Below are 20,484 nucleotides of genomic sequence, written 5' to 3' on the forward strand. Positions count from 1 at the left end.
GACGCTGCCGGCCCCTCCACCGCTATGCGGTTCCCCCCCCACTGCGTGGGGAGGAAAACGCTTACAGGATCTGCGCGGCTTCCTCGAAGTCGAGTCGGGGCGAGCGCGGGAACAGGTTCTCGTCGGTGCCGTAGCCCAGGTTCATGATGAAGTTCGGCTCGACATTGCTGTCGGGGAAGAAGTCGGCCTTCACGCCGGCGGCGTCGAAGCCCGACATCGGCCCCACGTCCAGACCCAGGGCGCGCGCAGCGATGGTCAGGTAGCCGCCCTGCAGGGAGGCGTTGCGGAAGGCGGCTTCCCGACGACCCGCCTCGTCCAGGAACCAGTCGCGGGCGCCGGGCGCATGCGGGAACAGCTTGGGCAAGGTGTCGTGGAAATCTATGTCCTGGGCGATGATCAGGTTGACCGGCGCGGCCAGGGTCTTGGCGCGGTTGCCCTCGCTCATGTGGACCGACAGACGGGCCTTGGCCTCGGGCGAGGTGACGAAGACGAAGCGGGCCGGGGTCATGTTGACCGCCGTCGGGCCGAACTTGGTCAGGTCGTAGAGCTTGCGGATGATGTCTTCCGACACGGGGCGGTCGCTCCAGCCGTTGCGGGTGCGCGCCTCGGTGAACAGCTGGGCCAGAACGGCGTCAGAAACCGGAAGGTCGCGGGCGGGAAGGGCGTCGAAGGCCATGGGAAGAGCTCCTGAACAGGATCGGTAACTTCAGTTGTGGCGAATATGGCCCGGCGCACGTCTGCGTCAAGGGGATTGCTACAAAATCTGTTGCTGATTTGAATCGTCGTTCTGCAAGAGGGTCTGGAGCCCGGCTGCGGATCGCCCTATCTAGGGGGCATGAAAGACCTCAACGCCCTGATGCAACAGGCCCAGGCCATGCAGCAAAAGCTGCAGGACGCCCAGGCCAGGATGGCCGAATCCACCGCCGAGGGCACCTCGGGCGGCGGCCTTGTCTCCATCGCCCTGAAAGGCCCCGGCGAGATCACCTCGGTGAAGATCGACGACAGCCTGATGACGCCCGGCGAGGCCGAGATCCTGGCCGACCTGATCGTCGCCGCCCACGCCGACGCCAAGCGCAAGCTGGACGAGGTCAACAACGCCCTGATGCGCGAGGCCGCCGGCCCCATGGCCGGGATGAACATCCCGGGAATGCCGAAACTCTTCTGATGGCCGCCTCCGCCGGGCCGGAAATCGAACGGCTCATCAGCCTGCTGGCCAAGCTGCCGGGCATGGGGCCGCGTTCGGCCCGACGCGCGGCCCTGGCCCTGCTGAAGCGGCGCGAGCAACTGCTGGTGCCGCTGGCGGCGTCCCTGGCCGAGACGGCGGACAAGGTGGTCAACTGCTCGGTCTGCGGTTCGCCTGACACGCGCGACCCCTGCTCGGTCTGCTCGGACCAGAGCCGCGACAACGCCCTGATCTGCGTGGTCGAGGAGGCCGGCGCCCTGTGGGCCATGGAGCGGTCCGGCGCCTTTCGCGGCAAGTATCATGTGATGGGCGGACTGCTGTCGGCGCTCGACGGCGTCGGTCCCGAACAGTTGCGCATCGCCGAACTGATCGGCCGCGCGAAAGGCGGTGAGGCGAGGGAGGTCGTTCTGGCCCTGCCCGCCACCGTCGACGGCCAGACCACGGCGCATTATCTGGCCGAACGCCTGTCCGCGGCGGGCGTCGAGGTCACGTCTCTGGCGCGCGGCGTCCCCGTCGGCGGCGAACTGGACTGGCTGGACGACGGCACCATCGTTCAGGCGCTGCGGGCGAGACGGCCGGCCTGAAATTTCCCTCTCCCGATGGGAGAGGGCTTGAGCGCACGAGAGCGTCAGCGAGCGTTCTTGCGCGAAAGGGTGAGGGTTCGCGGGCGAAGTCGGCCAAGGGCCGTTGTGCGGCGGCTGACGCCGACTGGAAAGACAAACCCCTCACCCTTTCGCCTGACCAATCGCTTCGCTCTTGGAGGCTCAAGCCCTCTCCCATCGGGAGAGGGTAACTTCCAACGGCCTGCGACTCCGGCTAGGAACGGAGCATGAACACGCTCGAACTCATCCTGCTGGTCGTCGCCGTGGCTGCTGTCGCCGGCTTCTTCTGGGCCTTCATGGGCTGGCAGAAGGCGAAAGGCGCGCTGGACGCCGCCGACGCCCGGCTGGAGTTGATGGAGGAGAGCCGCGACTCCATGGCCGAGTTCCTCAAGGCCCAGGCCTCGCAGTCGGCCGAGGCCGTGGCGACCAAGCTGGTGGCCCGCGCCACCGAGACCTTCCAGGCCCAGGACCGTGTCGCCCGCGAACGGATGGAGGCCCAGCTGAAGCCGGTCTCGGAAACCCTGGCCAAGTTCCAGGAACACGTCGCCGCCCTGGAGAAGACCCGCGCCGAGGACACCGGCGGCCTGAAGGAGCAACTGGCCGCCCTGATGACCGCCTCGACCGCCACCCGGGACGAGGCGCGCCGCCTGACCGAGGCCCTGAAGGGCAATACCGGCCGTCGCGGCCGCTGGGGCGAGCAGACCTGCCGCAACGTGCTGGAAGCCGCCGGCATGGCGGGCCGTTTCGACTTCGAGGAGCAGAACTCCTCGGCCAATGACGAAGGCCGTCAGCAGCGCCCGGATTTCATCGTCAAACTGCCCGGCGGCGGCATGTTCGTCATCGACGCCAAGGTGTCCCTGGCCTTCGCCGACGAGGCGGACGGCGACGACGAAGCCCAGGCCCAGGCCATGTCGCTGCGCACCGCCGCCAGCATGAAGACCCACGTCCGCCAGCTGTCGTCCAAGGCCTATCAGGACCAGTTCAAGCCCAGCCCCGACTTCGTCGCCATGTTCGTGCCCGGCGACGCCTTCTTGGCCGCCGCCCTGGATCATGAGCCGGACCTGATGACCCAGGCCATGGCTTCGCGCGTCGTCATCGTCACCCCCACGACCCTGTTCGCCCTGTGCAAGGCGGTCGCCTACGGCTGGAGGGCCGAGGAGCAGGCGCGCAACGCCGAGGACGTCGCGAAGCTGGGCAAGGAGCTCTACAAGCGCCTGTCGGTCATGGGCGGCCACGCCGCCTCGGTCGGCAAGGCGCTGGATGCGGCGGTCGGCCGCTACAACCAGTTCGTCGGTTCGCTGGAAAGCCAGGTCATGGTCTCGGCGCGCCGGTTCGAGGACCTCAAGGTCGACCACGAGGGCAAGGACCTGCCCGAACTGCCGCCCGTCGAACAGTCGCCCCGCACCCTCAGCCGTCCGGAACTGCTGAACGCCCCGACAGAGTAGGCCGCGCTGACAACCTTGCTTGACGGAGCCGGGCGACGCTGTAAAACGTCCTTGTCAACTCGGGAGGGCGTCGTGGCCGGCAAGCGTAAACTCTACATCCAGTCGGCGGTCGCCCTGGGTCTGTTCCTGATCGCGACCTTCGTCACCGGCGGCGTCATCGGCTACCTGAGCGTTGACGACAAGGACGTGCTGGCCAACCCGGTCGCCCTGGCCGCGGTCGTCGCCTTCGCGGCCGTCTCCATGCTGATCGCCATGTGGATCAGCCTGAAATGGATGAGCTCCATCGACGAGGCGGCCCAGGAGGCCCACAAGTGGTCCTGGTTCTGGGGAGGCTCCAGCGGCATGGCCGTCGGCGGCGTCTTCGTCATTCTGGCGGCCCTGCCCCAGGCGGCGACGATCAATATCCCCGCCTGGTATTCGGATCGGACCGATCCCGCCGCCTACGCCGCCACGGGCGCCTTCGCCATGCTGACGCTGATGCTGATCGGCTACGCCGTGGCCTGGGCCTGGTGGTGGCTGGGTCGGCGCTGAGGAGGGCGGCATGAACAACCGCCTCAAGGTCCTGCGCGCCGAACGCGACTGGAGCCAGGCCCACCTGGCGACCGAACTGGGCGTCTCGCGCCAGACCGTCAATGCGCTGGAGACAGGGCGCTACGACCCCTCCCTGCCTCTGGCCTTCAAGATCGCGCGCCTGTTCCAGTTGCCGATCGAATCCATCTTCTCGGACGAAGAGTAGCCCGGCGTTCGTCGCGGCGATCTCCTGTTTTCTGCCTGTGAAAGGACGCCTGCCATGCCTATCGCTCAATTGACCTCACGCCTCCGTTCGAGCCTTGCGGTCGGCGCGGCCTTGCTGGCGTTGACCTCGGCTTCGGGCAGCCTGGCCCAGCCGGCCGAACCCGTGGCTGTCGTGCCGGCTCCGGCGGGATCCGGCCCCGGCCTGTGGGTGGTGAAGGACGAGGATTCAACGATCTATCTGTTCGGTACGGTCCATGTGCTGAAGCCGGAAACCCCCTGGGGCACGGCCCGTGTCGATCAGGCCTTCGCCAGTGCGGACGAGTACTGGTTCGAGATCGCCGATCTGAACGACGCATCGGGCGCCATGCCCATTATTCAGGCCAAGGGCGTTTCGCCCCAGCGCCCGCTTTCCAGCCTGCTGACGCCCGAAGAGATGGCCGACCTGGATGTGGCCGCTCGCGCCATGGGCGCCAGCGCCGCCCAACTGGACCCGCTGAGGCCCTGGCTGGCCAGCCTGCAACTGGCGATCGCTTCGATCACCAAGGCCGGCTACGTGGCCGAGAACGGCGGCGATCAGGTCCTGCACGCCCGCGCCGCCGCCACCGGCAAGCCGATCAAGGGCTTTGAGACCATGCCGCAGCAGATCGGCTTCATCGCCGACATGCCGGAAGAGGCGCAACTGGCCATGTTGCGTTCCGGCCTTAAGGAGTTCGACAAGGCCGAGACTGTTCTGGGTCAGATGGTGACGGCCTGGTCCACCGGGGATGTCGACGGGCTCGACACCCTGATCGGACAGGAGATGAAGGCGCAGTCGCCTGAAATGTACGCCGTCATGCTGACACGTCGGAACGAGAACTGGGCGGATCAGATCCAGACCCTGCTGTCCGGCTCGGGCACGGCCTTCATTTCGGTGGGCGCGGGTCACCTGGCCGGGGCCGACAGCCTGCAGGCGAAGCTGGCCGAGCGAGGCGTGCGCGCGTCGCGCGTCGTCGACTAGCGCCGCAGGCTGACGAACCGTGATCGGCGGAGACCAGAGGAATTCTGATCTAGGCGTGGACGGCGATTGCCTTTAGCAAAGATATGAACGAGGCGGGGCAGCGGGCGTTTCAAGCGTCCGCCGCCCCGCTTTTGTATGAACGGACAAGGCTTGGACGGTCGGGGGGACGTGTTCCGACGGGGTGAGCCGAGTGCAGTTGGAACATTGAATATGAACCGAATATTCGCCTACCTCATCATCGGCGCCATGATCCTCGGCGTGCTGGTCGGCTGGGGCGTCAACCAGTCGCTCAGCGCCGATCAGGCCGCCGCTGCGGCCAAGAATCTGTCGCTGATCACCGATGTCTTCCTGCGTCTGATCAAGATGATCATTGCGCCCCTGGTCTTCACGACCCTGGTGGCGGGCATCGCCCACATGGAGGACGCGGCGTCCGTCGGTCGCATCGGCGTCAAGACCATGACCTGGTTCATCGGCGCCTCCGTGGTGTCGCTGCTGCTGGGCCTGGTCATGGTGCAGATCCTTCAGCCGGGCGCCGGCATGCACCTGCCGCAGGCGGCGCTGGCGACGGCTCCGGCCGCCTCGACCGACGCCTTCTCGCTGCACGGCTTCGTGACGCACCTGGTGCCGACCTCGATCTTCGACGCCATGGCCAAGAACGAGATCCTGCAGATCGTGGTCTTCTCCCTGTTCGTCGGCACGGCCGTCGCGGCCCTGGACGACAAGGCGCCGGCGGTGCTGAACCTGGTCGAACAGGCCGCCTCCATCATGCTGAAGGTGACCGAGTTCGTGATGAAGCTGGCCCCCCTGGCCATCTTCGCCGCCCTGGCCTCGACCATCGCCACGCAAGGCCTGGAGATGCTGGCGGTCTACGCCAAGTTCGTGCTGGGCTTCTACGGCTCGATGGGCATCCTGTGGGGGCTGCTGTTCCTGGCCGCCGCCCTGGTGCTGGGGCGTCGCGTCCTGCCCCTGTTCAAGGTGATCCGCACCCCGGCCCTGCTGGCCTTCTCGACCGCCAGCTCGGAAGCCGCCTATCCGCGCATCCTGGACGCCCTGCCCACCGTCGGCGTACGCCGTCGCATCGTCAGCTTCGTCCTGCCGCTGGGCTATTCGTTCAACCTCGACGGCTCGATGCTGTACTGCACCTTCGCCACCATGTTCATCATGCAGGCGCACGGCGTGCACCTCAGCGTCTCGCAGCAGGTCTTCATGCTGCTGCTGCTGATGGTGACGTCCAAGGGCATCGCCGGCATCCCGCGCGCCTCCCTGGTCGTCATCATGGCCACCCTGACCTACTTCGGCCTGCCCGAAGCCTGGATCGCCATCGTCCTCGGCGTCGACCATCTGCTCGACATGGGCCGCTCGGCCACCAACGTCGTCGGCAACTCCGTCGCCGCCGCCGTGGTCGCCAAGTGGGAGGGCGAGCTGGAGGACATCCCCGAAGGGGACACGCCCAAGCCCGCCGCCGCCTGAGACGTCAGGCGCTGAAAATGAAACGGCCGCCCCGGCGATGGGGCGGCCGTTTTGCTGTGTGACGATGGTCAGGCTGGCGACGACCCGAGGGGCGCCGCCGGGGTTGGCCCTATTCCTCGGCGCTGACCGCCGGCCCGTAGAAGAGGGCGTTGAACAGCAGGCGGACCGAGGACCGGGCCTGGGCGCGGTTGACCACGTCGGGGCCGAGCACGATGACCCGACCCTCGCCGTGCGGCAGGTCCAGAACCGCGTCCGACCCGGACAGCTTCTGCGGGCCGATGGCCCAGCCGCTGGCGACAGCGACCTGTTCCGGGTAGCGGACGATGGAGCCGGTTTCGCCGGTGTGGCGGAAACCCGAGTTGCGGTTGAAGAAGACGTTCATCCGGGCCGGGGCGCCGAAGGCCAGGGGCTGACGGTTGTCGACCTCGGTCTTCAGGACGGCGCCGGGGATGAAGAAGTCGGTCGAGGCCGGAGCCTTGCCGTCGGCGCCCAGCAGCACGTCCTGAACCGGCGCGCCCATGGCCGTGGCCAGACGGTGCGACGAGCCGATGGTGACGAGGCTGCCGCCGCCGCGGACGAAGGCGTCGAGTTGCGGCACGGTTTTCTCGGCCGTGATGTGGCCTAGCCAGCCGCGGTACTCGGCCGGGATGGATTCCGGCGCGGGCTGGTCACGCTGGGCCGCCGCCGACAGGTCCGCCGGGATCATGTCCGAGGCGAAGACCAGGACGTCGAAGTCCCTGGCCAGGTCGCCGGCGTCCAGACGCTGAGGATAGACGACTTCGAACGGATACTCGAACTGTTCCAGCATCCAGCGGGTCCAACCGGAGGCCATGGAGCCGCCGTAGCGGTCGACCAGGCCGACGCGGACGGGCTTCAACGCGATCCTGTCGCCGCCCGGCGCACGCGCAACGGCGTGGGCGTTCAGGCCCAGATCGCGCACGGCCGCCTCGACGATGGGACGGGCCGCGTCGCCGGCCGGAATCCATAGGGCGCCGGGAGCGAGCGTGGCGCGGCCCGCGCGCGTCTCGTCTTCCTGCCAGAAGACGGGCACGCCCGCCTTCAGCAGGCGGTTCGACAGGACATAGCCGTTGATCGGCGCGTGATCGATCAGCCAGCCGGCGCGGCCCGAACCTTCGATCCTGCCGGGCGGCGGGGCCATGACGTCGGCGACGCGCTCGGTCGGGGCCTCGAAGCCGTCCAGGACGCGGTCGAACTTGACCCCCATCTGCAGCGCCAGGGTATAGCCGGTGGCGTCATAGGGCAGGGCGGGCGGGCCGCCCGGATACTGCAGGTCGTGGGGGTGGTCCTGCGGCTCGAACATGTCCAGCACGTGCGGGCGATAGGCCTGGGCCGTCTTCACCACATAGGAACCGGCGGGATAGGTCGTGCCGCCCACGGTGAAGGCGCGCGTGGCGCGGTCCACGTCGACGCCCGTCTTGATCAGGCTGTTCAGGAAGGCGACGGCGTTGGGCAGGTCGGCCTGATCCGCCGGGATGACATAGCCACGCGGATCGCGGCGGGCCGGATCGCGCAGCACTTTGTCATAGAGGGCCGGATCGACGCCGCGACGGCCAGCGACGTTTTCGCCCGCCGCTTCGACCAAGGCCTCGACGCCGGTCGGCGTGACGCGCCAGGTGTCGGTATTGCCCTTGTCGATGGCGTTCTGGCCCATGCGCCAGATGTTGAACAGCAGCCGGTCCTTGTTGCGCGAGGCATAGTTCAGCACGGCGCGGTTGATCGACTGCGAGTACTCGATCGACTGGGCGAAACGCCAGGTCTGGGGCGCGACCGGCATGGGCAGGTCGTTGCGGGCCAGCTGGTTCTGCGGGATCAGGCTGATCTGGCTGGGCGTCGGGTGGCCGGTGATCTCGGTCAGCAGACCCACCGCGTTGTGGAAGTAGGTGATGGAGCGCTCCATCCCGTTGTTCCACGTCGAATAGCTGGCGCCGCTGCGCATGGTCGAGCCGGGCTTGCCCTCTTCGATCAGGCGGCTGTGCATGGCCGCGCCGACTTCCGACAGGGTGCCCATGACCAGCGGGTCATAGTTGTAGTTAAACGGATCGCGGAAGGGCGGCATGAAGACCACCGTCCCGGCGGGCGCCGTCTGGTGGTGGTTGTAGATGATCTGCGGGAACCACTCGCGGAAGAACTGGCGGTTGACGTTGGTCGTCTCGGCCATGGCCGACAGGTAGTAGTCGCGGTTGTTATCGTGGCCGACGTACTTTTGGTACAGCACCGGGATCGAGGCGAACTCGCGCTTCAGCGGGTCCTCGTTGCGCATGTACCAGTTGGAGACCAGCTCCATACCGTCCGGGTTCAGCGGCGCGAACAGGATGATGGTGTCGTTCAGGACGCGCAGGGCCTCGGCGTCTTCCGCCGTGAGCCATTCATGCACGGCGGCGATCAGGGCCTGGGGCGGGACGGTCTCGGTCGAGTGCAGGCCGCCGTCGATCCAGACCACGGCCTTGCCCTCGGCGGACATGGCGCGGGCCTCATCCTCGGTAACGCCCTCGGCCTTGGCCAGGCGACGCGCGATCTCCTGATAGCGGTCCAGATGGGCCAGGTTCTGCGGCGTCGAGACGATGGCGATGTACTGGGTGCGGCCTTCGGAGGACTTGCCGATCTCGACCAGCTTCATCCGGTCCGACTGGCCGGCCAGGGTCTTCAGATAGGCTTCCCACTGGGTGTAGTTGACCAGGTGATAGTCGGCGCCGATCGCGTGGCCGAAGGCTTCCTGAGGCGAGGTGATGTGCGAGGCCGTCGCCGCAACCGCCGCCGGCTGTTCCGTCAGCGCCGCCTCATAGGCCAGGGCGCTGGTGCTGTTGAGTGTCAGGGCGAGGAAGCCCAGGCCGGCCAGCACTCGCAGGGAGGGGCGGCGGGGGACGCCGCGTCTGGCGGCGACGGGCGAGAGCGATCGGTTCATGGCGTTCCTGTCAAAGCTACTGATCGGATTCGGCGCGTGGGCGGACGACGCGTTTCGGAGGGTTTCATGATCCGGTCGCCGCTCCAAACCTTCTCGCCGAGCTTTGCAACAGGGTGTCTTCTTTGTGTCTGTTCTATGGCGACTTGACGGCGTGTTCGGCGAAGCGCACCTGTTGCAAGCTCGGCCGGACGAGCCTGGGAGATCGGATGATGAAGACTGTGCTGTTTTCGGGCGTGGCCGCTCTGATGCTGGCGACGCCCCTGGGGGTGATGGCGCAGGACGCCGGCAAGACCGCCACCTATGGTGAAATCGCGCTCAGCGCCGGGTTCACGCCGGATCCCTATCGGGTCTCGGTGACGGCGGGGGGCTCCATCGACGCCTATCAGGACACGCCTTTGCCGGCCGCGTGCGTCGGCAAGGTCGCCGATGCGCCGGATTTCGAAGTCACCTATACGGCCGGACGCCTGCCTCTGGTGTTCCGCACCCTGTCGTCGCAGGACACCACCCTGATCATCAACGGCCCTGACGGCCGCTGGCACTGTGATGACGACAGCTATGGCGACGGCGACGCCCAGGTGCGTTTCGAAAAGCCGCGCAGCGGCACCTATGATATCTGGATCGGCACCTTCGGCGAGGACATGGCCAACGCCACCTTGCTGATCACCGAGACGCCCTGACGACGCTCCGGATCTACTGATCCTCGTCGAATTTGCGGGCGACCAGGTCGCTGAGGGCCTCGACGGCTTCGGTGGCGTCGGGGCCTTCGGCTTCTATGTCGACGCCGCAACCGATGCCGGCGCCCAGCATCAGCAGGCCCATGATCGAACGGGCGTCCACGGTGACGCCGTCACGCGTGACGCGGATTTCGGATTCGAAGCTGGAGGCCAGCTTGACGAACTTGGCCGAGGCGCGGGCGTGCAGGCCGCGCTGGTTGCAGATGTTGACGGTGGCCTGAACGGGCGCGTCGGTCATTTTTCCCCCGCCAGAACCCAGGACGCCACCGAGATGTATTTGCGCCCGGCGTCCTGCGCATGGGCGACGCAGGTCTCGAGGCTTTCGCGGCCGCGCACGCTGGCCAGCTTGATCAGCATGGGCAGGTTCAGGCCGGCGATGACCTCGGCGTGGGTCTGCTCCATCACCGAAATGGCCAGGTTGGACGGCGTGCCGCCGAACATGTCGGTCAGCAGGATGACGCCGTCGCCGTCGTTCACGGCGGCGGCCGCATCGACGATGTCGCGGCGGCGCCGCTCCATGTCGTCTTCGGGGCCGATGCAGATCGCGGCCACGCCCCTTTGAGGGCCGACCACGTGCTCCATCGCCGCCAGGAATTCCGAGGCCAGTCCCCCGTGGGTGACGATCACCAGCCCGATCATGAAGGCTTCACCAAGACAATACGCCCCGCGCTTCTGCTCTCAGCGAACGCCCCTGGGGCGCCCGGACTGATCTGCAAGCCGGCCTTCATAGGCCAATCGTGCGCCGGTTCAAAGAGCGGCCAGCGCGGTTGCGACCACCTGACCCGCCGAGGCCGGGCGCGGGTCGAGCCGCAGTTGCGGAATCGTCACGCCTTCCCAGGCCCAGACCGCCGGTTCGGGCAGGCGTTCGATCGCCTCATGGGTGCAGTCGACAGCGAGGGCGATGCGCGCAAGCGGGCGCACAGGGGTCGTGGCGATGCCGAGGCCCCGCACCTCGATCTTGCCGGTGATCGTTGCGGGAGCCGCAGCGTAGAGGGCGCCGTCAGAAGCCCAGAGACAGGTCCAGTCGTCGGCGACCAACCGCCAGCCCTGCCCGATGAGCCGCAGGGCCAGATCGCTCTTGCCGACGCCGGAAGGTCCCTGGATCAGCACGCCGCGCCAGCCCTCAGGCGTGACGCGGGCCACCGCGGTGGCGTGAAGGGGCTGGATCGAGGGGGTCATGGGCGACGTCCGGCAAGCGGCAGAAGCACTTCGAAGCGGGCCCCGACGACGGCGCCGGTCTCGTCCTTGCGGTTGTCGGCCTGCACCCGTCCGCCGTGGGCGTCGATGATCTGGCGGACGATGGACAGGCCCAGGCCCGAGTTGGCGCCGAAGGCCGTGCCCTTGGGCCGCGAGGTGTAGAAGCGCTCGAACACGGTTTCCAGGTTGTCGGGCGGAATGCCGGGTCCGTCGTCCTCGACGCGGATGCGCAGGGGCAGGTCGGGATGGCTGTCGTCACGCTCCAGCCGCACCCGGACCTCGCCGTCGGCCGGGCTGAACGATCGGGCGTTGTCGATCAGGTTGCGGAACACCTGGCCCAGAGGAATGTCGCGGCCCAGAACCTTGGCGGCCTCGGCGGTCGAGGCGAAGCGGACGCTGGCCTCGCCAAGCTTCTGGCCGCCCTCATAGACGGCCACGATATCGCCCAGCAATTCGTTGAGGTCGATCAGGCGCGGCCGGTCGCGCGACAGTTCGGCGTCCAGACGCGAGGCGTTGGAGATGTCGGTGATCAGCCGATCCAGGCGCCGAACGTCCTGTTGCAGCAGATTGGTCAACCGCGCCCTCTGTTCGTCGGTCTTGACCAGGGGCAGGGTTTCCAGCGCCGAGCGGATCGATGTCAGCGGGTTCTTGATTTCGTGGCTGACGTCGGCGGCGAAGCGTTCGATGGCGTCCATGCGCGTCGACAGGGTGTCGGTCATGGATTCCAGGGCGCGGGCCAGGTCGCCGATCTCGTCCTTGCGGTCCTCCAGATCGGGCAGGGAGATGGCGCGGGCGCGCTGCAGACGCACCTGGTCCGCCGCCGCCGACAGCCGCATGACCGGCCGCGCCACGAACATGTGCAGCACCAGGGCCGACAGCAGGTTCACCGCCAGGGCCACCAGGGCGAAGGGGGTCAGGGCGCGGCGCTGGGCGGCCAGGGTGTCGTCCACGTCGCCGGCTTCCAGGGTCAGGACGCCCAGCACCTGCTGGACGTGCCGCACGGGCAGGGAGACCGAGACGACGCGATCGCCGTTCTCGTTGCGGCGAATATCGGCCTGGGGCGCGCCCTGCAGGGCGCGTTCGACCTCGGCCGACAGTTCGGCGTTGGCGCGGCTCTGACGGGCCTCCTCGCGCGGCGAGGGCTCGGTCGGCGCAAGGGCCGTGCCCGCCGGGCTCGCCGGGGGCAGGGGTTCGCCGGGAATGGCGTCGGTGACGGCGTAGCTGTCCGACACCAGCAGCCCGTCCTGGTCGTACAGGCGCGCGCGCTGGCCTTCGGGGATGAAGTTGTCGCGCAGCCACAGACCCGCCGCGCGCGGATCCAGCATCGGATAGGGCTCGCCCTGGGTGATGCCGAGCTCGCCCAGCACATTGGCCAGAAGCTTGGCCTGGACCGACAGGGATTCCTGACGCGCCTCGATCAGCCCGCGCTGCCATTCATTGAGGGCCAGGGCCCCGCCGAACAGGATCAGCAGGCTGAGCAGGTTGAGCGCGAGAATGAAGCCGCCGAGCCGCGAGCCGCCGAAGCGGAAGCGGCGCTTCGGCGCTGCGTCCTCGATCTCAGCTTTCGCGGTAGCGGTAACCGACGCCATACAGGGTCTCGATTGCGTCGAACTCGGGATCGACGACCCGGAACTTCTTGCGCATGCGTTTGACGTGGCTGTCGATGGTGCGGTCGTCGACATAGACCTGATCGTCGTAGGCGGCGTCCATCAGGCTGTCGCGGCTCTTCACGAAACCGGGGCGCTGGGCCAGGGCCTGAAGCAGCAGGAACTCGGTGACGGTCAGCTTGACCGGGCGACCGTCCCAGGTGCTTTCGTGGCGGGCGGGGTCCATCGACAGCTTGCCGCGCTTGATGGCCTTGCCGGCGGCCTCGGCCGCCGTCTCGACTTCGCCGCCGTCGGCGCCGGTGCGGCGCAGCAGGGCCTTGACCCGCTCGATCAGCAGGCGCTGGCTGAAGGGCTTGTGGATGTAGTCGTCGGCGCCGAGGTTGAAGCCGAGGATCTCGTCGATCTCCTCGTCCTTGGACGTCAGCATGATGACCGGAATCTGCGAGGTTTGACGCAGGCGGCGCAGCACCTCCATGCCGTCCATGCGCGGCATCTTCACGTCCAGGATCGCCAGATCCGGAGGCGTGGTCTCCAGGGCCTCCAGGCCCGAGGCGCCGTCGTGATAGGCCGTGACCTTGTGGCCATGGCTTTCAAGGGCCAGGGACACGGAGGCGACGATGTTTTCGTCGTCGTCGACCAGGGTGATGTTGGCCAAGGGCTTCTCCTTAGTGCGGGCGGCGGCGGTCGTCCGATCGGCCGTCGCGGGTCGATTGCTCAACGCGCGACAAGCGTAACCGTTCTATTCCATGGTGGTGACATTACGGCCACAGCAAATGGTTCGCCAGAGCCTGTCTTTCAACCTTGGCGGGGAAATGGCGAAACCTCGCCTTAAAGCCTCCGGGCGCAGGGTGTCGGGCTGATACGCGCGAAAGACGCCATGGCCGGTCCGGTTCACTACGAAATCTACATCCGCAAGACGCCGCCGGCGTCCTGGTCGCTGTCCATGGCCACCGAGGACCGCAAGACGGCGATCGAGACGGCCGAGGACCTGATGCGCGACGGCCAGGCCTGCGCCGTGCGGGTGACCAAGGAGACCCTGGACCCCGACACCATGGAGTTCGCCAGCGTAGTCGTCCTGACAAGGGGCGCGCCTGAAGTGAAGCGCAAGTCCCCGGTCCGCGAGGAAAATCGCGGTCCCAGCTGCCGCGGCGTGCAGGATCTCTACGCCCCCCACGCGCGCGACCTGATCGGACGGGTGCTGGAAGACTGGTTGAACCGCCAGGGGGCGACAGCTTTTGAGCTGCTTCACAGACCGGATCTGGCGGAACGGCTGGAGGCTTCGGGCGTCGAACTGCAGCATGCGATTCAGAAAATCGCCGTGCCGGAGGCGCAGCATACCGGCCAGCCTGTCCATGATCTGGTGCGCCACTATCAACGGTTGGCCGAGCAGGCGATCGAGCGTCTGCTGCAGGCGGGACGGCGCAAGCAGTTTCCGAGTCTGGCGGAGCGTTCGGTCGCGGATGTGGCCCATCGGCTGAACGGCTCGCCCGATCGCGCCTTCATCATGGGCGGGGTCGTCGCCGGAGCTTTGAAGGGCCTGACCAGCGCGCGGGCGCGTCTGGATCGTCTGATGGACCTGTGTGATCGCGCGCCGTCCGACGGTCAGCCGCGCGCCCTTGTCCTGGTGCCGGTCGAGCAGATTTTGTGCGAACTGCTGGCCTCTCGGCACAGTCTGGCCCAGATCGTCGGCCCGGCTCTGGACCAGGGCTCCAGCCTGGCGGCGGTGGTGCGCATGGTGGCCCCGCGCGAGATCGCGGCCCTGGTCGCCCACGACCCACGGCTGGCGATTCTGATCCCCCCGGTCGAAGGCGGACCGACACGTCTGGGCGAGCGTCTGGCGGCGGGCGAGTTCCCCCTGCTGGCGGCGGCCCTGGCGCGGATGGTGGTGCGTGAACTGATGAGCCAGCGTCGCCTGCGGCCTGGTGATCCCGAGGGCGAGATCGACATCCTGCGCGCCCTGGCCATGACCCTGACGGCCACGGCCGGGCGCCTGCTGACGCTGGAGGAGGTACAGGCCGCCTTCGTCGAGCGTTCCAAGAGCCTAGTCACCGCCGACTTCGTCGCCGCCTACGTCAAGGGATGCCCCAATATCCTGTGCGAGGTCGAGCGCCTGGCGCGCCTGTGCGAGAATGTCACCGGCGGGGCGAACAAGCGGGCTGCGGCGCGCTGGCTGGACGCCTGCGTCACCTCCCTGCGGTTCGAGACCGAGATGCGGGCTTCGGGGCAGACGCCGGGGCAGAAGCTGCTGGCCCTGGCGGGCTTGCAGCGCGCCGTGCGCAACGCCGCTCTATCCGAACGGGACTGCGAGGCGGTGACGACCGCCCTGGGCGTGGTCGGCGGATCGGTTGAGGCGGACGCCCGCCTGACCGCCCAGATCGTGCGCGCGCCCGCGCCGGCGTCCCAGAAGCTGGGCGCCCTGCTGCGTCTGGCGGCGGCCGAGACGGGACCGACCGGCCCCGTGGCGGACCGGGCCAAGGCCGAGGCGATCAAGCTGTTCCGCGCCCCGGAGGTTCGGGCAGCGTTGAGCGCGACGCCCGAGGCGGTGCAGACCTTGCGTCCCTTGATGAAGGCCGTCGGTCTGGCCGCCTAGGGGCTTCTGCGCCTCAGTCGAAGATGTCGAAGATATCCATCCGCTTCTTTTTCTTGCGGTAGTGGTAGTCGTCGTCGCGGTGACGGTCGTCCTTGTAGCGAGGCGGTTCGCGGTAGCCCTGGGGCTGGCCGCCCCACGGTTGTTGCATGGGTTGTTGCGGGGGCTGCTGATAGGTCGGCTGGGGCGCGATCTGGGGCGCGGCGGCGCGGCCTTCCTCGGCGGCGCTGGCCATCAGCTTCTCCAGTTCGCCGCGATCCAGCCAGACGCCGCGGCAGGTCGGGCACATGTCGAACTGGACGCCGCCGCGATCCAGGGTCTGCATGGCGGCGTTGTCATTGGGGCACATCAACAGGGGCATGGGGTCCTCGTCATCGAATGATGCGGTCCGACATCACGCCGCCGAAGCGCCGCCAGAGGGGCCCGTCCCGCTGAGGACAGAGTTAGGGTCGCGCCGAGCCTGCGACAACGTGCGCAGACGCCGCAGGGGCAGGTTCCAGCCTAGCAGCTTTGCCCGGCGGCCCAGCCCGACGACCAGGCCCATTGGAAGTTGTAGCCGCCCAGCCAGCCGGTGACGTCCACCACCTCGCCGATGAAGAAGAGGCCGGGGATCGTCCTGGCCTCCAGGGTCTGCTGGTCCAGGGCGGCGGTGTCGACCCCGCCAAGCGTCACCTCGGCGGTGCGATAGCCCTCGGACCCGACCGGCTTGACGGTCCAGGCGTTGACCGTTTCGGCCATGGCCCGCAGCTTCTTGTCGCCGATCTCGGCCAGCTTTCCGGCCAATCCCTCGCGGGCGCAGACGACCTCGGCCAGACGGCGCGGGATCACGTGGCCGAGCGCGGTGTGCACCGCCTGCTTGCCGTTCTCGGTCTTGGCGGCCAGCAGGCGTGCGGCGAGATCCTCGCCGGGGGCCATGTCGACCGTGATCGCCTCGCCCTCGCGCCAGTAGGAGCTGATCTGCAGGATCGACGGCCCGGACAGGCCCCGGTGGGTGAACAGCATGGCTTCTTTGAATTGGGGCCTATCGCCCTTCGGGCTGCTTGAGGCCGGAAGCGCCTTGACCACGGCGTCCACGGCCACGCCCGCCAGGGGTTTCAGCTGTTCCAGCAGGCCGGGCTCGAAGGTCAGGGGCACAAGCGCGGGCCGCGTCTCGGTGACCCGCAGGCCGAACTGGCGCGCGACTTCATAGCCCCAGCCGGTCGCGCCCATCTTGGGGATGGACTTGCCGCCGGTCGCCACCACCAGAGAAGCCGTCGAGACGCGTGTCCCGTCGTCCAGATCGACGCTGAAGCGCTCGCCGTCGCGGGCGATTGCCTTGACGCCGAGGCCCAGCGACAGGGTGACGCCTGCCGCCTTCATCTCATCTGTCAGCATGCGGATGATCTGTTTGGCGCTGTCGTCGCAGAACAGCTGGCCCAGGGTCTTTTCGTGCCAGGCGATGCCGTGGCGTTCGACCATTTTCAGGAAGTCGTGCTGGGTGAACCGCTTCAGCGCCGACAGGGCGAAGCGCGGGTTCTCGCTCAGGAAATTGGCGCCGCCGGTCCCCAGGTTGGTGAAGTTGCAGCGACCGCCGCCCGAGATGCGGATCTTCTCGCCCGGCGCGCGGGCGTGGTCGATCACTCGCACGCGGCGGCCGCGCTTGCCCGCCTCGATGGCGCACATCATGCCGGCCGCGCCGGCGCCGACGATCAGGACGTCGAGATCTGAAGACTTCATCGCCCCGCCCTAGCAGGCGCGGGCGCTTGAGGCGACCGTTAGAGACCGAGGGCGGCCCGATAGCCCGAATGCACCAGCTCGGCGTATTCGGGATGCTTCTTCAGATAGCCGGCGAAGAAGGGGCAGGTGGGAAGGATGACCAGACCGCGTTCCTTCAGGTCGGCCAGGACGTGTTTGGCCATGCGGCTGGCGAGGCCGCGCCCTTCCAGCGGGATCGGCACGATGGTCTCGGTGATCAGCAGGCCGCCGGCGACCGGGTTGTAGATCACCACGGCGGTCTGGCCCTCGACCTCCAGCTCGTAGCGCTTGGCTTCGGCGTTGTCGCGGATGTCGGGATCGAGGCTCATGCTTGGCTCCTGCGGCAAGGCCGATCAGCCTAGCCCGGACACCGGGAAAAGGGGAGGGGGCGTCGCCGCCCCCTCCGTCGCATCAGAAGCTGTAGTCCAGCTGGACCCAGGTCTGACGGCCGTAGATGTCGTACCAGCCGATCGAATAGTTCGGCCAGCCGCCGGTGCGGTCCTCGGGATAGCGGTCGGCGATATTGTTCATGATCACCGAGACCGAGGCCTTGTCGTTGACGCGATAGCGGACGCTGGCGTTGAACACGGCGTAGGGATCGCGCTCGGACGCATAGTCATTGGTCGGAATGGTCCCGTAGCGGACGCCGTAGAGGGTGGCCGTCCACGGTCCGACGTCCCAGGTGACGCTGCCGGACATGCGGTCGCGCCAGTCGGATTGACGCGACAGGTCGCGCAGATAGTCGAAGGTCGGGTCGCCCTCGAACTGCTGGTATTCGTGCTCCAGGACCTTGGTGTAGGTCAGGCTGCCGCTCACCAGGCCCCAGCGCTCGAAATTGCGACGGGCGTTGACGGTGGCGTCGAAGCCGCGCGTCGTCTCGCTGGCCGCGTTGATCGGATTGACCGTGATGCGCGTGACCTGGTTCGGGTTGATCGCCGCGTCGCCCGGGTTGCGCGTCACCCGCCCGACATAGTCCAGGCACAGGGCCGAGTTGGGATCGACCGTTCCGCCGCTGGGCGTGCGGCCGATGCGGCAGTCCGCCTCGGTGCGCAGGATGATGTCCTCGCTCAGCGAGGTCACCTGCTGGCTGATCTCCAGATCGTAGTAGTCGAACTGGATGTCGAAGGCCTTGCTGGGCGTCCAGACAAAGCCCGCGGTGAAGGACTTGCCCTTCTCCGGCTGCAGCTCGGCGTTGCCGCCGCGCGTGAAGTCCATGTTGTACTGGATGTCGCAGCTGGAATAGTCCTGCCCCTCCAGCCGGCACTGATAATAGTCCGTCACGCCGGGGTAGTAGCCGCGCGTTTCGGTGGCGAAGATGTAGTTCATGTCCGGCGCGCGGAAGCTGGTCGAATAGCTGGAGCGCAGCATCAGGCTGGGGATGGGCCGGTACTGCAGGCCCAGGCTGTAGGTCGGGCTGTCCACCGACTCGCCGCGGTATTCGTAGCGGTCGTAGCGGCCGGCCACGGTGGCGGTCAGCTGGTCCAGGATCGGCACGCGCAGCTCCAGACCCGCGGCCTGACGCTTGCGCTCGCCGCCCGAGGGTTGCGAGCCCGTGACGTTCCAGGCGGCGCCGTTGTTCAGACGCGCGTCGGGTTCGTTCTTGTAGCCCTGCTCGCCGATCTCGACGACGGCGGCGGCCTGCAGGGGGCCGGCGGGCAGTCGCCACAGGTCGCCGTCCACCGAGAGGGTGAAGTCCTGCAGCCAGGAGGTGTTGTGGTCGGTGAAGCGGTCGGCCACCGTGCCGAACTCGCCCGGCGTCAGGGGCGTGTAGAGGCGGTCGGCGGCGGGGGCGTAGACGGGCTGGGTCGTGCCGGACACGTCGCGCGTCCCCTGCTGGGCGCCGAGGAAGAAGGCGTCGATCCCGGTCAGCAGGCGCACCCGGCTCTGATCGCTGACATATTCCGAGCGGTTGAAAGCAGCCTCATAGCGCCAGTCGCCGATATGGCCGCGCACGCCCAGGACCGCGTTCCAGTTTTCCTCGTCGTAGCGGTTGCCGACGCCGAAGGCGCCGCCCGTCTCTTCCGGCGTCAGCACCCGGTTCCAGGTCTCCAGCCGCCCGGCCGTGTCGTTCCAGAAGGTCTTGTTCCAGCTTAGCGAGCGCACGACGTTGTCGACCTGGGTCTTGCCGTACAGGAATTCGCCGAAGACCTCGGTATCGTCATTCAGGTGCCAGGTCAGGCCCAGATAGGCGTTGCCCGACTCCTTCTGCGTCTGGATCGTGCGGGTGCTGTAATAGGCGTCGCTGCCGCAATAGGAGCCGCCGCTGGCCGCGACGACGCGCTCGATCGTGCCGCCCTGCAGCGAGCCCAGGCCCTCGCACAGACCGGCGGGCGGGTCGTAATAGGCGCGGGTGATCGGGTTGCGGTTCGAGAATATGGCCGGCGGAACCGCGCCCGGCTCGGCGTAGCGGGTGTAGGACTCGCTGATCTCCCGGTCGCCCCAGAAGATGGCGTCGCGCTGGCTGTATTCCAGGCTGCCGACCACATCCAGACGGTCCCAGCTGCGGCCGCCCGACAACTGGGCGCGCCAGTTCTCGCCGCCGCCCTGTTCGGTGCCGCCATAGCGCAGGGAGGCGTCGAAACCGTCGGTCTTCTGCTTCAGCTTGATGTTGACCACCCCGGCGATGGCGTCCGAGCCGTAGATGGCCCCGGCGCCCCCGGTCAGGACCTCGATCCGGTCGACCACGGCGTTGGGCAGGTTGGCCAGGTTCACGGCGTTGACCGAGCCGTTGTAGGCCGACGGATATTCCGCCACCCGCCGCCCGTTCAGCAGGACCAGGGTGTGGTTGGGTCCCAGCCCGCGCAGGGAGATGACATTGGCCGCCGGGGTGAAGGTGGCGCCGAAGTCCTCGCCCTGGACCGAGCCGGTGTTCTGGGTCGCCTGGCTCAGGGCGTCGAAGACGCTGCGGAAGCCGTGCGTGTCGATGGCCTCGCCGGTGATGACCGAGACGGGGGCGACGCCCTCCAGATCGACGCGGCGGATGCGCGAGCCGGTGACGACGATCTCGTCGACCGTAGAGGCGGCCTCGGGTTCGGGCGTCTCGGCCTGGGCCGGGGCGGGCGTGGTTTGGGCGAAGGCGGGGGCGGCCGCCGTCAGGGCGATGGCGGCGACCGACAGCCGCAGCAGACTCTTTTTCACAACTGAACCTTGTTCTTGGAGGGGAGTTCCAAGCGGTCAAGGTTTAGGCGAAATTTTTACCCCGAACAGCCGTGATCGCTGCGCATTTCATTTAGAAGTTTGCAGCAATCCGAGAGAAAATCTCAACGGCCG

The 20,484-nt window shown here is 67.8% G+C and carries 20 protein-coding genes; 9 read left to right on the plus strand and 11 right to left on the minus strand.

The genetic code is table 11. From position 1 onward, the window contains the following. Positions 1-61: 61 nt before the first annotated feature. Positions 62-676, minus strand: a complete 615-nt coding sequence (locus ACZ5XO_RS01755; RefSeq protein ID WP_464163617.1) for a malonic semialdehyde reductase — start codon at positions 674-676, stop codon at positions 62-64. Positions 677-835: 159 nt separating this feature from the next. Between ACZ5XO_RS01755 and ACZ5XO_RS01760 the strand changes: the two genes are divergently transcribed. The 7 genes from ACZ5XO_RS01760 to ACZ5XO_RS01790 all read left to right on the plus strand — a co-directional run bounded on the left by ACZ5XO_RS01760 (position 836) and on the right by ACZ5XO_RS01790 (position 6,432). Then, on the plus strand, positions 836-1,165 hold the full coding sequence (locus tag ACZ5XO_RS01760; RefSeq protein WP_464163618.1) for a YbaB/EbfC family nucleoid-associated protein: 330 nt from the start codon (positions 836-838) through the stop codon (positions 1,163-1,165). Further along, entirely contained in the window at positions 1,165-1,767 is a 603-nt protein-coding gene (recR, locus tag ACZ5XO_RS01765; RefSeq protein ID WP_464163619.1) for a recombination mediator RecR, read from the plus strand. The genes ACZ5XO_RS01760 and recR overlap by 1 nt, the downstream gene beginning before the upstream one ends. Before the next feature lie 245 nt (positions 1,768-2,012). Beyond that, positions 2,013-3,230: a DNA recombination protein RmuC gene (locus ACZ5XO_RS01770; RefSeq protein WP_464163620.1), complete on the plus strand. Its 1,218-nt coding sequence runs from the start codon at positions 2,013-2,015 to the stop codon at positions 3,228-3,230. A 72-nt stretch (positions 3,231-3,302) separates the two neighbouring features. Continuing rightward, positions 3,303-3,761: a hypothetical protein gene (locus tag ACZ5XO_RS01775; RefSeq protein ID WP_464163621.1), complete on the plus strand. Its 459-nt coding sequence runs from the start codon at positions 3,303-3,305 to the stop codon at positions 3,759-3,761. Positions 3,762-3,771: 10 nt separating this feature from the next. Next, on the plus strand, positions 3,772-3,966 hold the full coding sequence (locus ACZ5XO_RS01780; RefSeq protein WP_105562535.1) for a helix-turn-helix transcriptional regulator: 195 nt from the start codon (positions 3,772-3,774) through the stop codon (positions 3,964-3,966). Between the two features lie 54 nt (positions 3,967-4,020). Next, positions 4,021-4,962: a TraB/GumN family protein gene (locus tag ACZ5XO_RS01785; RefSeq protein WP_464163623.1), complete on the plus strand. Its 942-nt coding sequence runs from the start codon at positions 4,021-4,023 to the stop codon at positions 4,960-4,962. Positions 4,963-5,172: 210 nt separating this feature from the next. After that, positions 5,173-6,432: a dicarboxylate/amino acid:cation symporter gene (locus tag ACZ5XO_RS01790; RefSeq protein ID WP_464163624.1), complete on the plus strand. Its 1,260-nt coding sequence runs from the start codon at positions 5,173-5,175 to the stop codon at positions 6,430-6,432. 109 nt (positions 6,433-6,541) lie between these two features. Here ACZ5XO_RS01790 and ACZ5XO_RS01795 read toward each other — a convergent pair whose 3' ends face one another. After that, the gene (locus ACZ5XO_RS01795) at positions 6,542-9,355 is read right to left on the minus strand and encodes a M14 family metallopeptidase (protein ID WP_464163625.1); all 2,814 of its coding nucleotides are present in this window, start codon (positions 9,353-9,355) and stop codon (positions 6,542-6,544) included. Positions 9,356-9,564: 209 nt separating this feature from the next. Between ACZ5XO_RS01795 and ACZ5XO_RS01800 the strand changes: the two genes are divergently transcribed. Continuing rightward, entirely contained in the window at positions 9,565-10,032 is a 468-nt protein-coding gene (locus tag ACZ5XO_RS01800) for a peptidase S1 (protein WP_464163626.1), read from the plus strand. A 13-nt stretch (positions 10,033-10,045) separates the two neighbouring features. On the opposite strand, the gene ACZ5XO_RS01805 is transcribed toward ACZ5XO_RS01800, so the two are convergent. From ACZ5XO_RS01805 to ACZ5XO_RS01825, 5 genes are all read right to left on the minus strand, one after another. Further along, positions 10,046-10,327 (minus strand): HPr family phosphocarrier protein, encoded by a 282-nt coding sequence (locus ACZ5XO_RS01805; RefSeq protein WP_464163627.1) that lies wholly within the window; start codon positions 10,325-10,327, stop codon positions 10,046-10,048. Next, positions 10,324-10,728 carry a PTS sugar transporter subunit IIA gene (locus tag ACZ5XO_RS01810; protein WP_292035039.1) on the minus strand — a complete coding sequence of 135 codons (405 nt, stop codon included), beginning with the start codon at positions 10,726-10,728 and terminating at the stop codon, positions 10,324-10,326. The genes ACZ5XO_RS01805 and ACZ5XO_RS01810 overlap by 4 nt, the downstream gene beginning before the upstream one ends. A gap of 108 nt (positions 10,729-10,836) precedes the next feature. Next, the gene (locus ACZ5XO_RS01815; protein WP_464163628.1) at positions 10,837-11,268 is read right to left on the minus strand and encodes an HPr kinase/phosphorylase; all 432 of its coding nucleotides are present in this window, start codon (positions 11,266-11,268) and stop codon (positions 10,837-10,839) included. After that, positions 11,265-12,875, minus strand: coding sequence for an ATP-binding protein (locus ACZ5XO_RS01820; RefSeq protein ID WP_464163629.1), 1,611 nt, complete (start codon positions 12,873-12,875; stop codon positions 11,265-11,267). Before ACZ5XO_RS01820 ends, ACZ5XO_RS01815 begins: the two co-directional genes overlap by 4 nt. Continuing rightward, positions 12,844-13,548: a response regulator transcription factor gene (locus ACZ5XO_RS01825; protein ID WP_207823731.1), complete on the minus strand. Its 705-nt coding sequence runs from the start codon at positions 13,546-13,548 to the stop codon at positions 12,844-12,846. The genes ACZ5XO_RS01820 and ACZ5XO_RS01825 overlap by 32 nt, the downstream gene beginning before the upstream one ends. A 222-nt stretch (positions 13,549-13,770) precedes the next feature. On the opposite strand from ACZ5XO_RS01825, the gene ACZ5XO_RS01830 reads away from it, so the two are divergent. Beyond that, positions 13,771-15,483: a hypothetical protein gene (locus tag ACZ5XO_RS01830; protein WP_464163630.1), complete on the plus strand. Its 1,713-nt coding sequence runs from the start codon at positions 13,771-13,773 to the stop codon at positions 15,481-15,483. Positions 15,484-15,496: 13 nt separating this feature from the next. On the opposite strand, the gene ACZ5XO_RS01835 is transcribed toward ACZ5XO_RS01830, so the two are convergent. From ACZ5XO_RS01835 to ACZ5XO_RS01850, 4 genes are all read right to left on the minus strand, one after another. Then, positions 15,497-15,841, minus strand: a complete 345-nt coding sequence (locus ACZ5XO_RS01835; protein WP_464163631.1) for a TFIIB-type zinc ribbon-containing protein — start codon at positions 15,839-15,841, stop codon at positions 15,497-15,499. A gap of 140 nt (positions 15,842-15,981) precedes the next feature. Next, positions 15,982-17,196, minus strand: coding sequence for a BaiN/RdsA family NAD(P)/FAD-dependent oxidoreductase (locus ACZ5XO_RS01840; RefSeq protein ID WP_464163633.1), 1,215 nt, complete (start codon positions 17,194-17,196; stop codon positions 15,982-15,984). Between the two features lie 38 nt (positions 17,197-17,234). Next, positions 17,235-17,543, minus strand: coding sequence for a GNAT family N-acetyltransferase (locus ACZ5XO_RS01845; protein WP_464163634.1), 309 nt, complete (start codon positions 17,541-17,543; stop codon positions 17,235-17,237). An 82-nt stretch (positions 17,544-17,625) separates the two neighbouring features. Next, complete coding sequence (locus ACZ5XO_RS01850; protein WP_464163635.1) at positions 17,626-20,352, minus strand: TonB-dependent receptor plug domain-containing protein; 2,727 nt, start codon at positions 20,350-20,352, stop codon at positions 17,626-17,628. Positions 20,353-20,484: the final 132 nt, after the last annotated feature.

The sequence above is a fragment of the Brevundimonas sp. T2-11 genome (genome assembly GCF_055397675.1).

Excerpts from the sequence above, each read along its gene's own strand:
- ACZ5XO_RS01820 (WP_464163629.1), bottom strand. The coding sequence starts at position 12,875 with ATGGCGTCGGTTACCGCTACCGCGAAAGCTGAGATCGAGGACGCAGCG.
- recR (WP_464163619.1), top strand. The coding sequence starts at position 1,165 with ATGGCCGCCTCCGCCGGGCCGGAAATCGAACGGCTCATCAGCCTGCTG.
- ACZ5XO_RS01755 (WP_464163617.1), bottom strand. The coding sequence starts at position 676 with ATGGCCTTCGACGCCCTTCCCGCCCGCGACCTTCCGGTTTCTGACGCC.
- ACZ5XO_RS01840 (WP_464163633.1), bottom strand. The coding sequence starts at position 17,196 with ATGAAGTCTTCAGATCTCGACGTCCTGATCGTCGGCGCCGGCGCGGCC.
- ACZ5XO_RS01830 (WP_464163630.1), top strand. The coding sequence starts at position 13,771 with ATGGCCGGTCCGGTTCACTACGAAATCTACATCCGCAAGACGCCGCCG.
- ACZ5XO_RS01770 (WP_464163620.1), top strand. The coding sequence starts at position 2,013 with ATGAACACGCTCGAACTCATCCTGCTGGTCGTCGCCGTGGCTGCTGTC.
- ACZ5XO_RS01805 (WP_464163627.1), bottom strand. The coding sequence starts at position 10,327 with ATGACCGACGCGCCCGTTCAGGCCACCGTCAACATCTGCAACCAGCGC.
- ACZ5XO_RS01760 (WP_464163618.1), top strand. The coding sequence starts at position 836 with ATGAAAGACCTCAACGCCCTGATGCAACAGGCCCAGGCCATGCAGCAA.
- ACZ5XO_RS01795 (WP_464163625.1), bottom strand. The coding sequence starts at position 9,355 with ATGAACCGATCGCTCTCGCCCGTCGCCGCCAGACGCGGCGTCCCCCGC.
- ACZ5XO_RS01785 (WP_464163623.1), top strand. The coding sequence starts at position 4,021 with ATGCCTATCGCTCAATTGACCTCACGCCTCCGTTCGAGCCTTGCGGTC.
- ACZ5XO_RS01815 (WP_464163628.1), bottom strand. The coding sequence starts at position 11,268 with ATGACCCCCTCGATCCAGCCCCTTCACGCCACCGCGGTGGCCCGCGTC.
- ACZ5XO_RS01800 (WP_464163626.1), top strand. The coding sequence starts at position 9,565 with ATGAAGACTGTGCTGTTTTCGGGCGTGGCCGCTCTGATGCTGGCGACG.
- ACZ5XO_RS01810 (WP_292035039.1), bottom strand. The coding sequence starts at position 10,728 with ATGATCGGGCTGGTGATCGTCACCCACGGGGGACTGGCCTCGGAATTC.
- ACZ5XO_RS01780 (WP_105562535.1), top strand. The coding sequence starts at position 3,772 with ATGAACAACCGCCTCAAGGTCCTGCGCGCCGAACGCGACTGGAGCCAG.
- ACZ5XO_RS01845 (WP_464163634.1), bottom strand. The coding sequence starts at position 17,543 with ATGAGCCTCGATCCCGACATCCGCGACAACGCCGAAGCCAAGCGCTAC.
- ACZ5XO_RS01790 (WP_464163624.1), top strand. The coding sequence starts at position 5,173 with ATGAACCGAATATTCGCCTACCTCATCATCGGCGCCATGATCCTCGGC.
- ACZ5XO_RS01835 (WP_464163631.1), bottom strand. The coding sequence starts at position 15,841 with ATGCCCCTGTTGATGTGCCCCAATGACAACGCCGCCATGCAGACCCTG.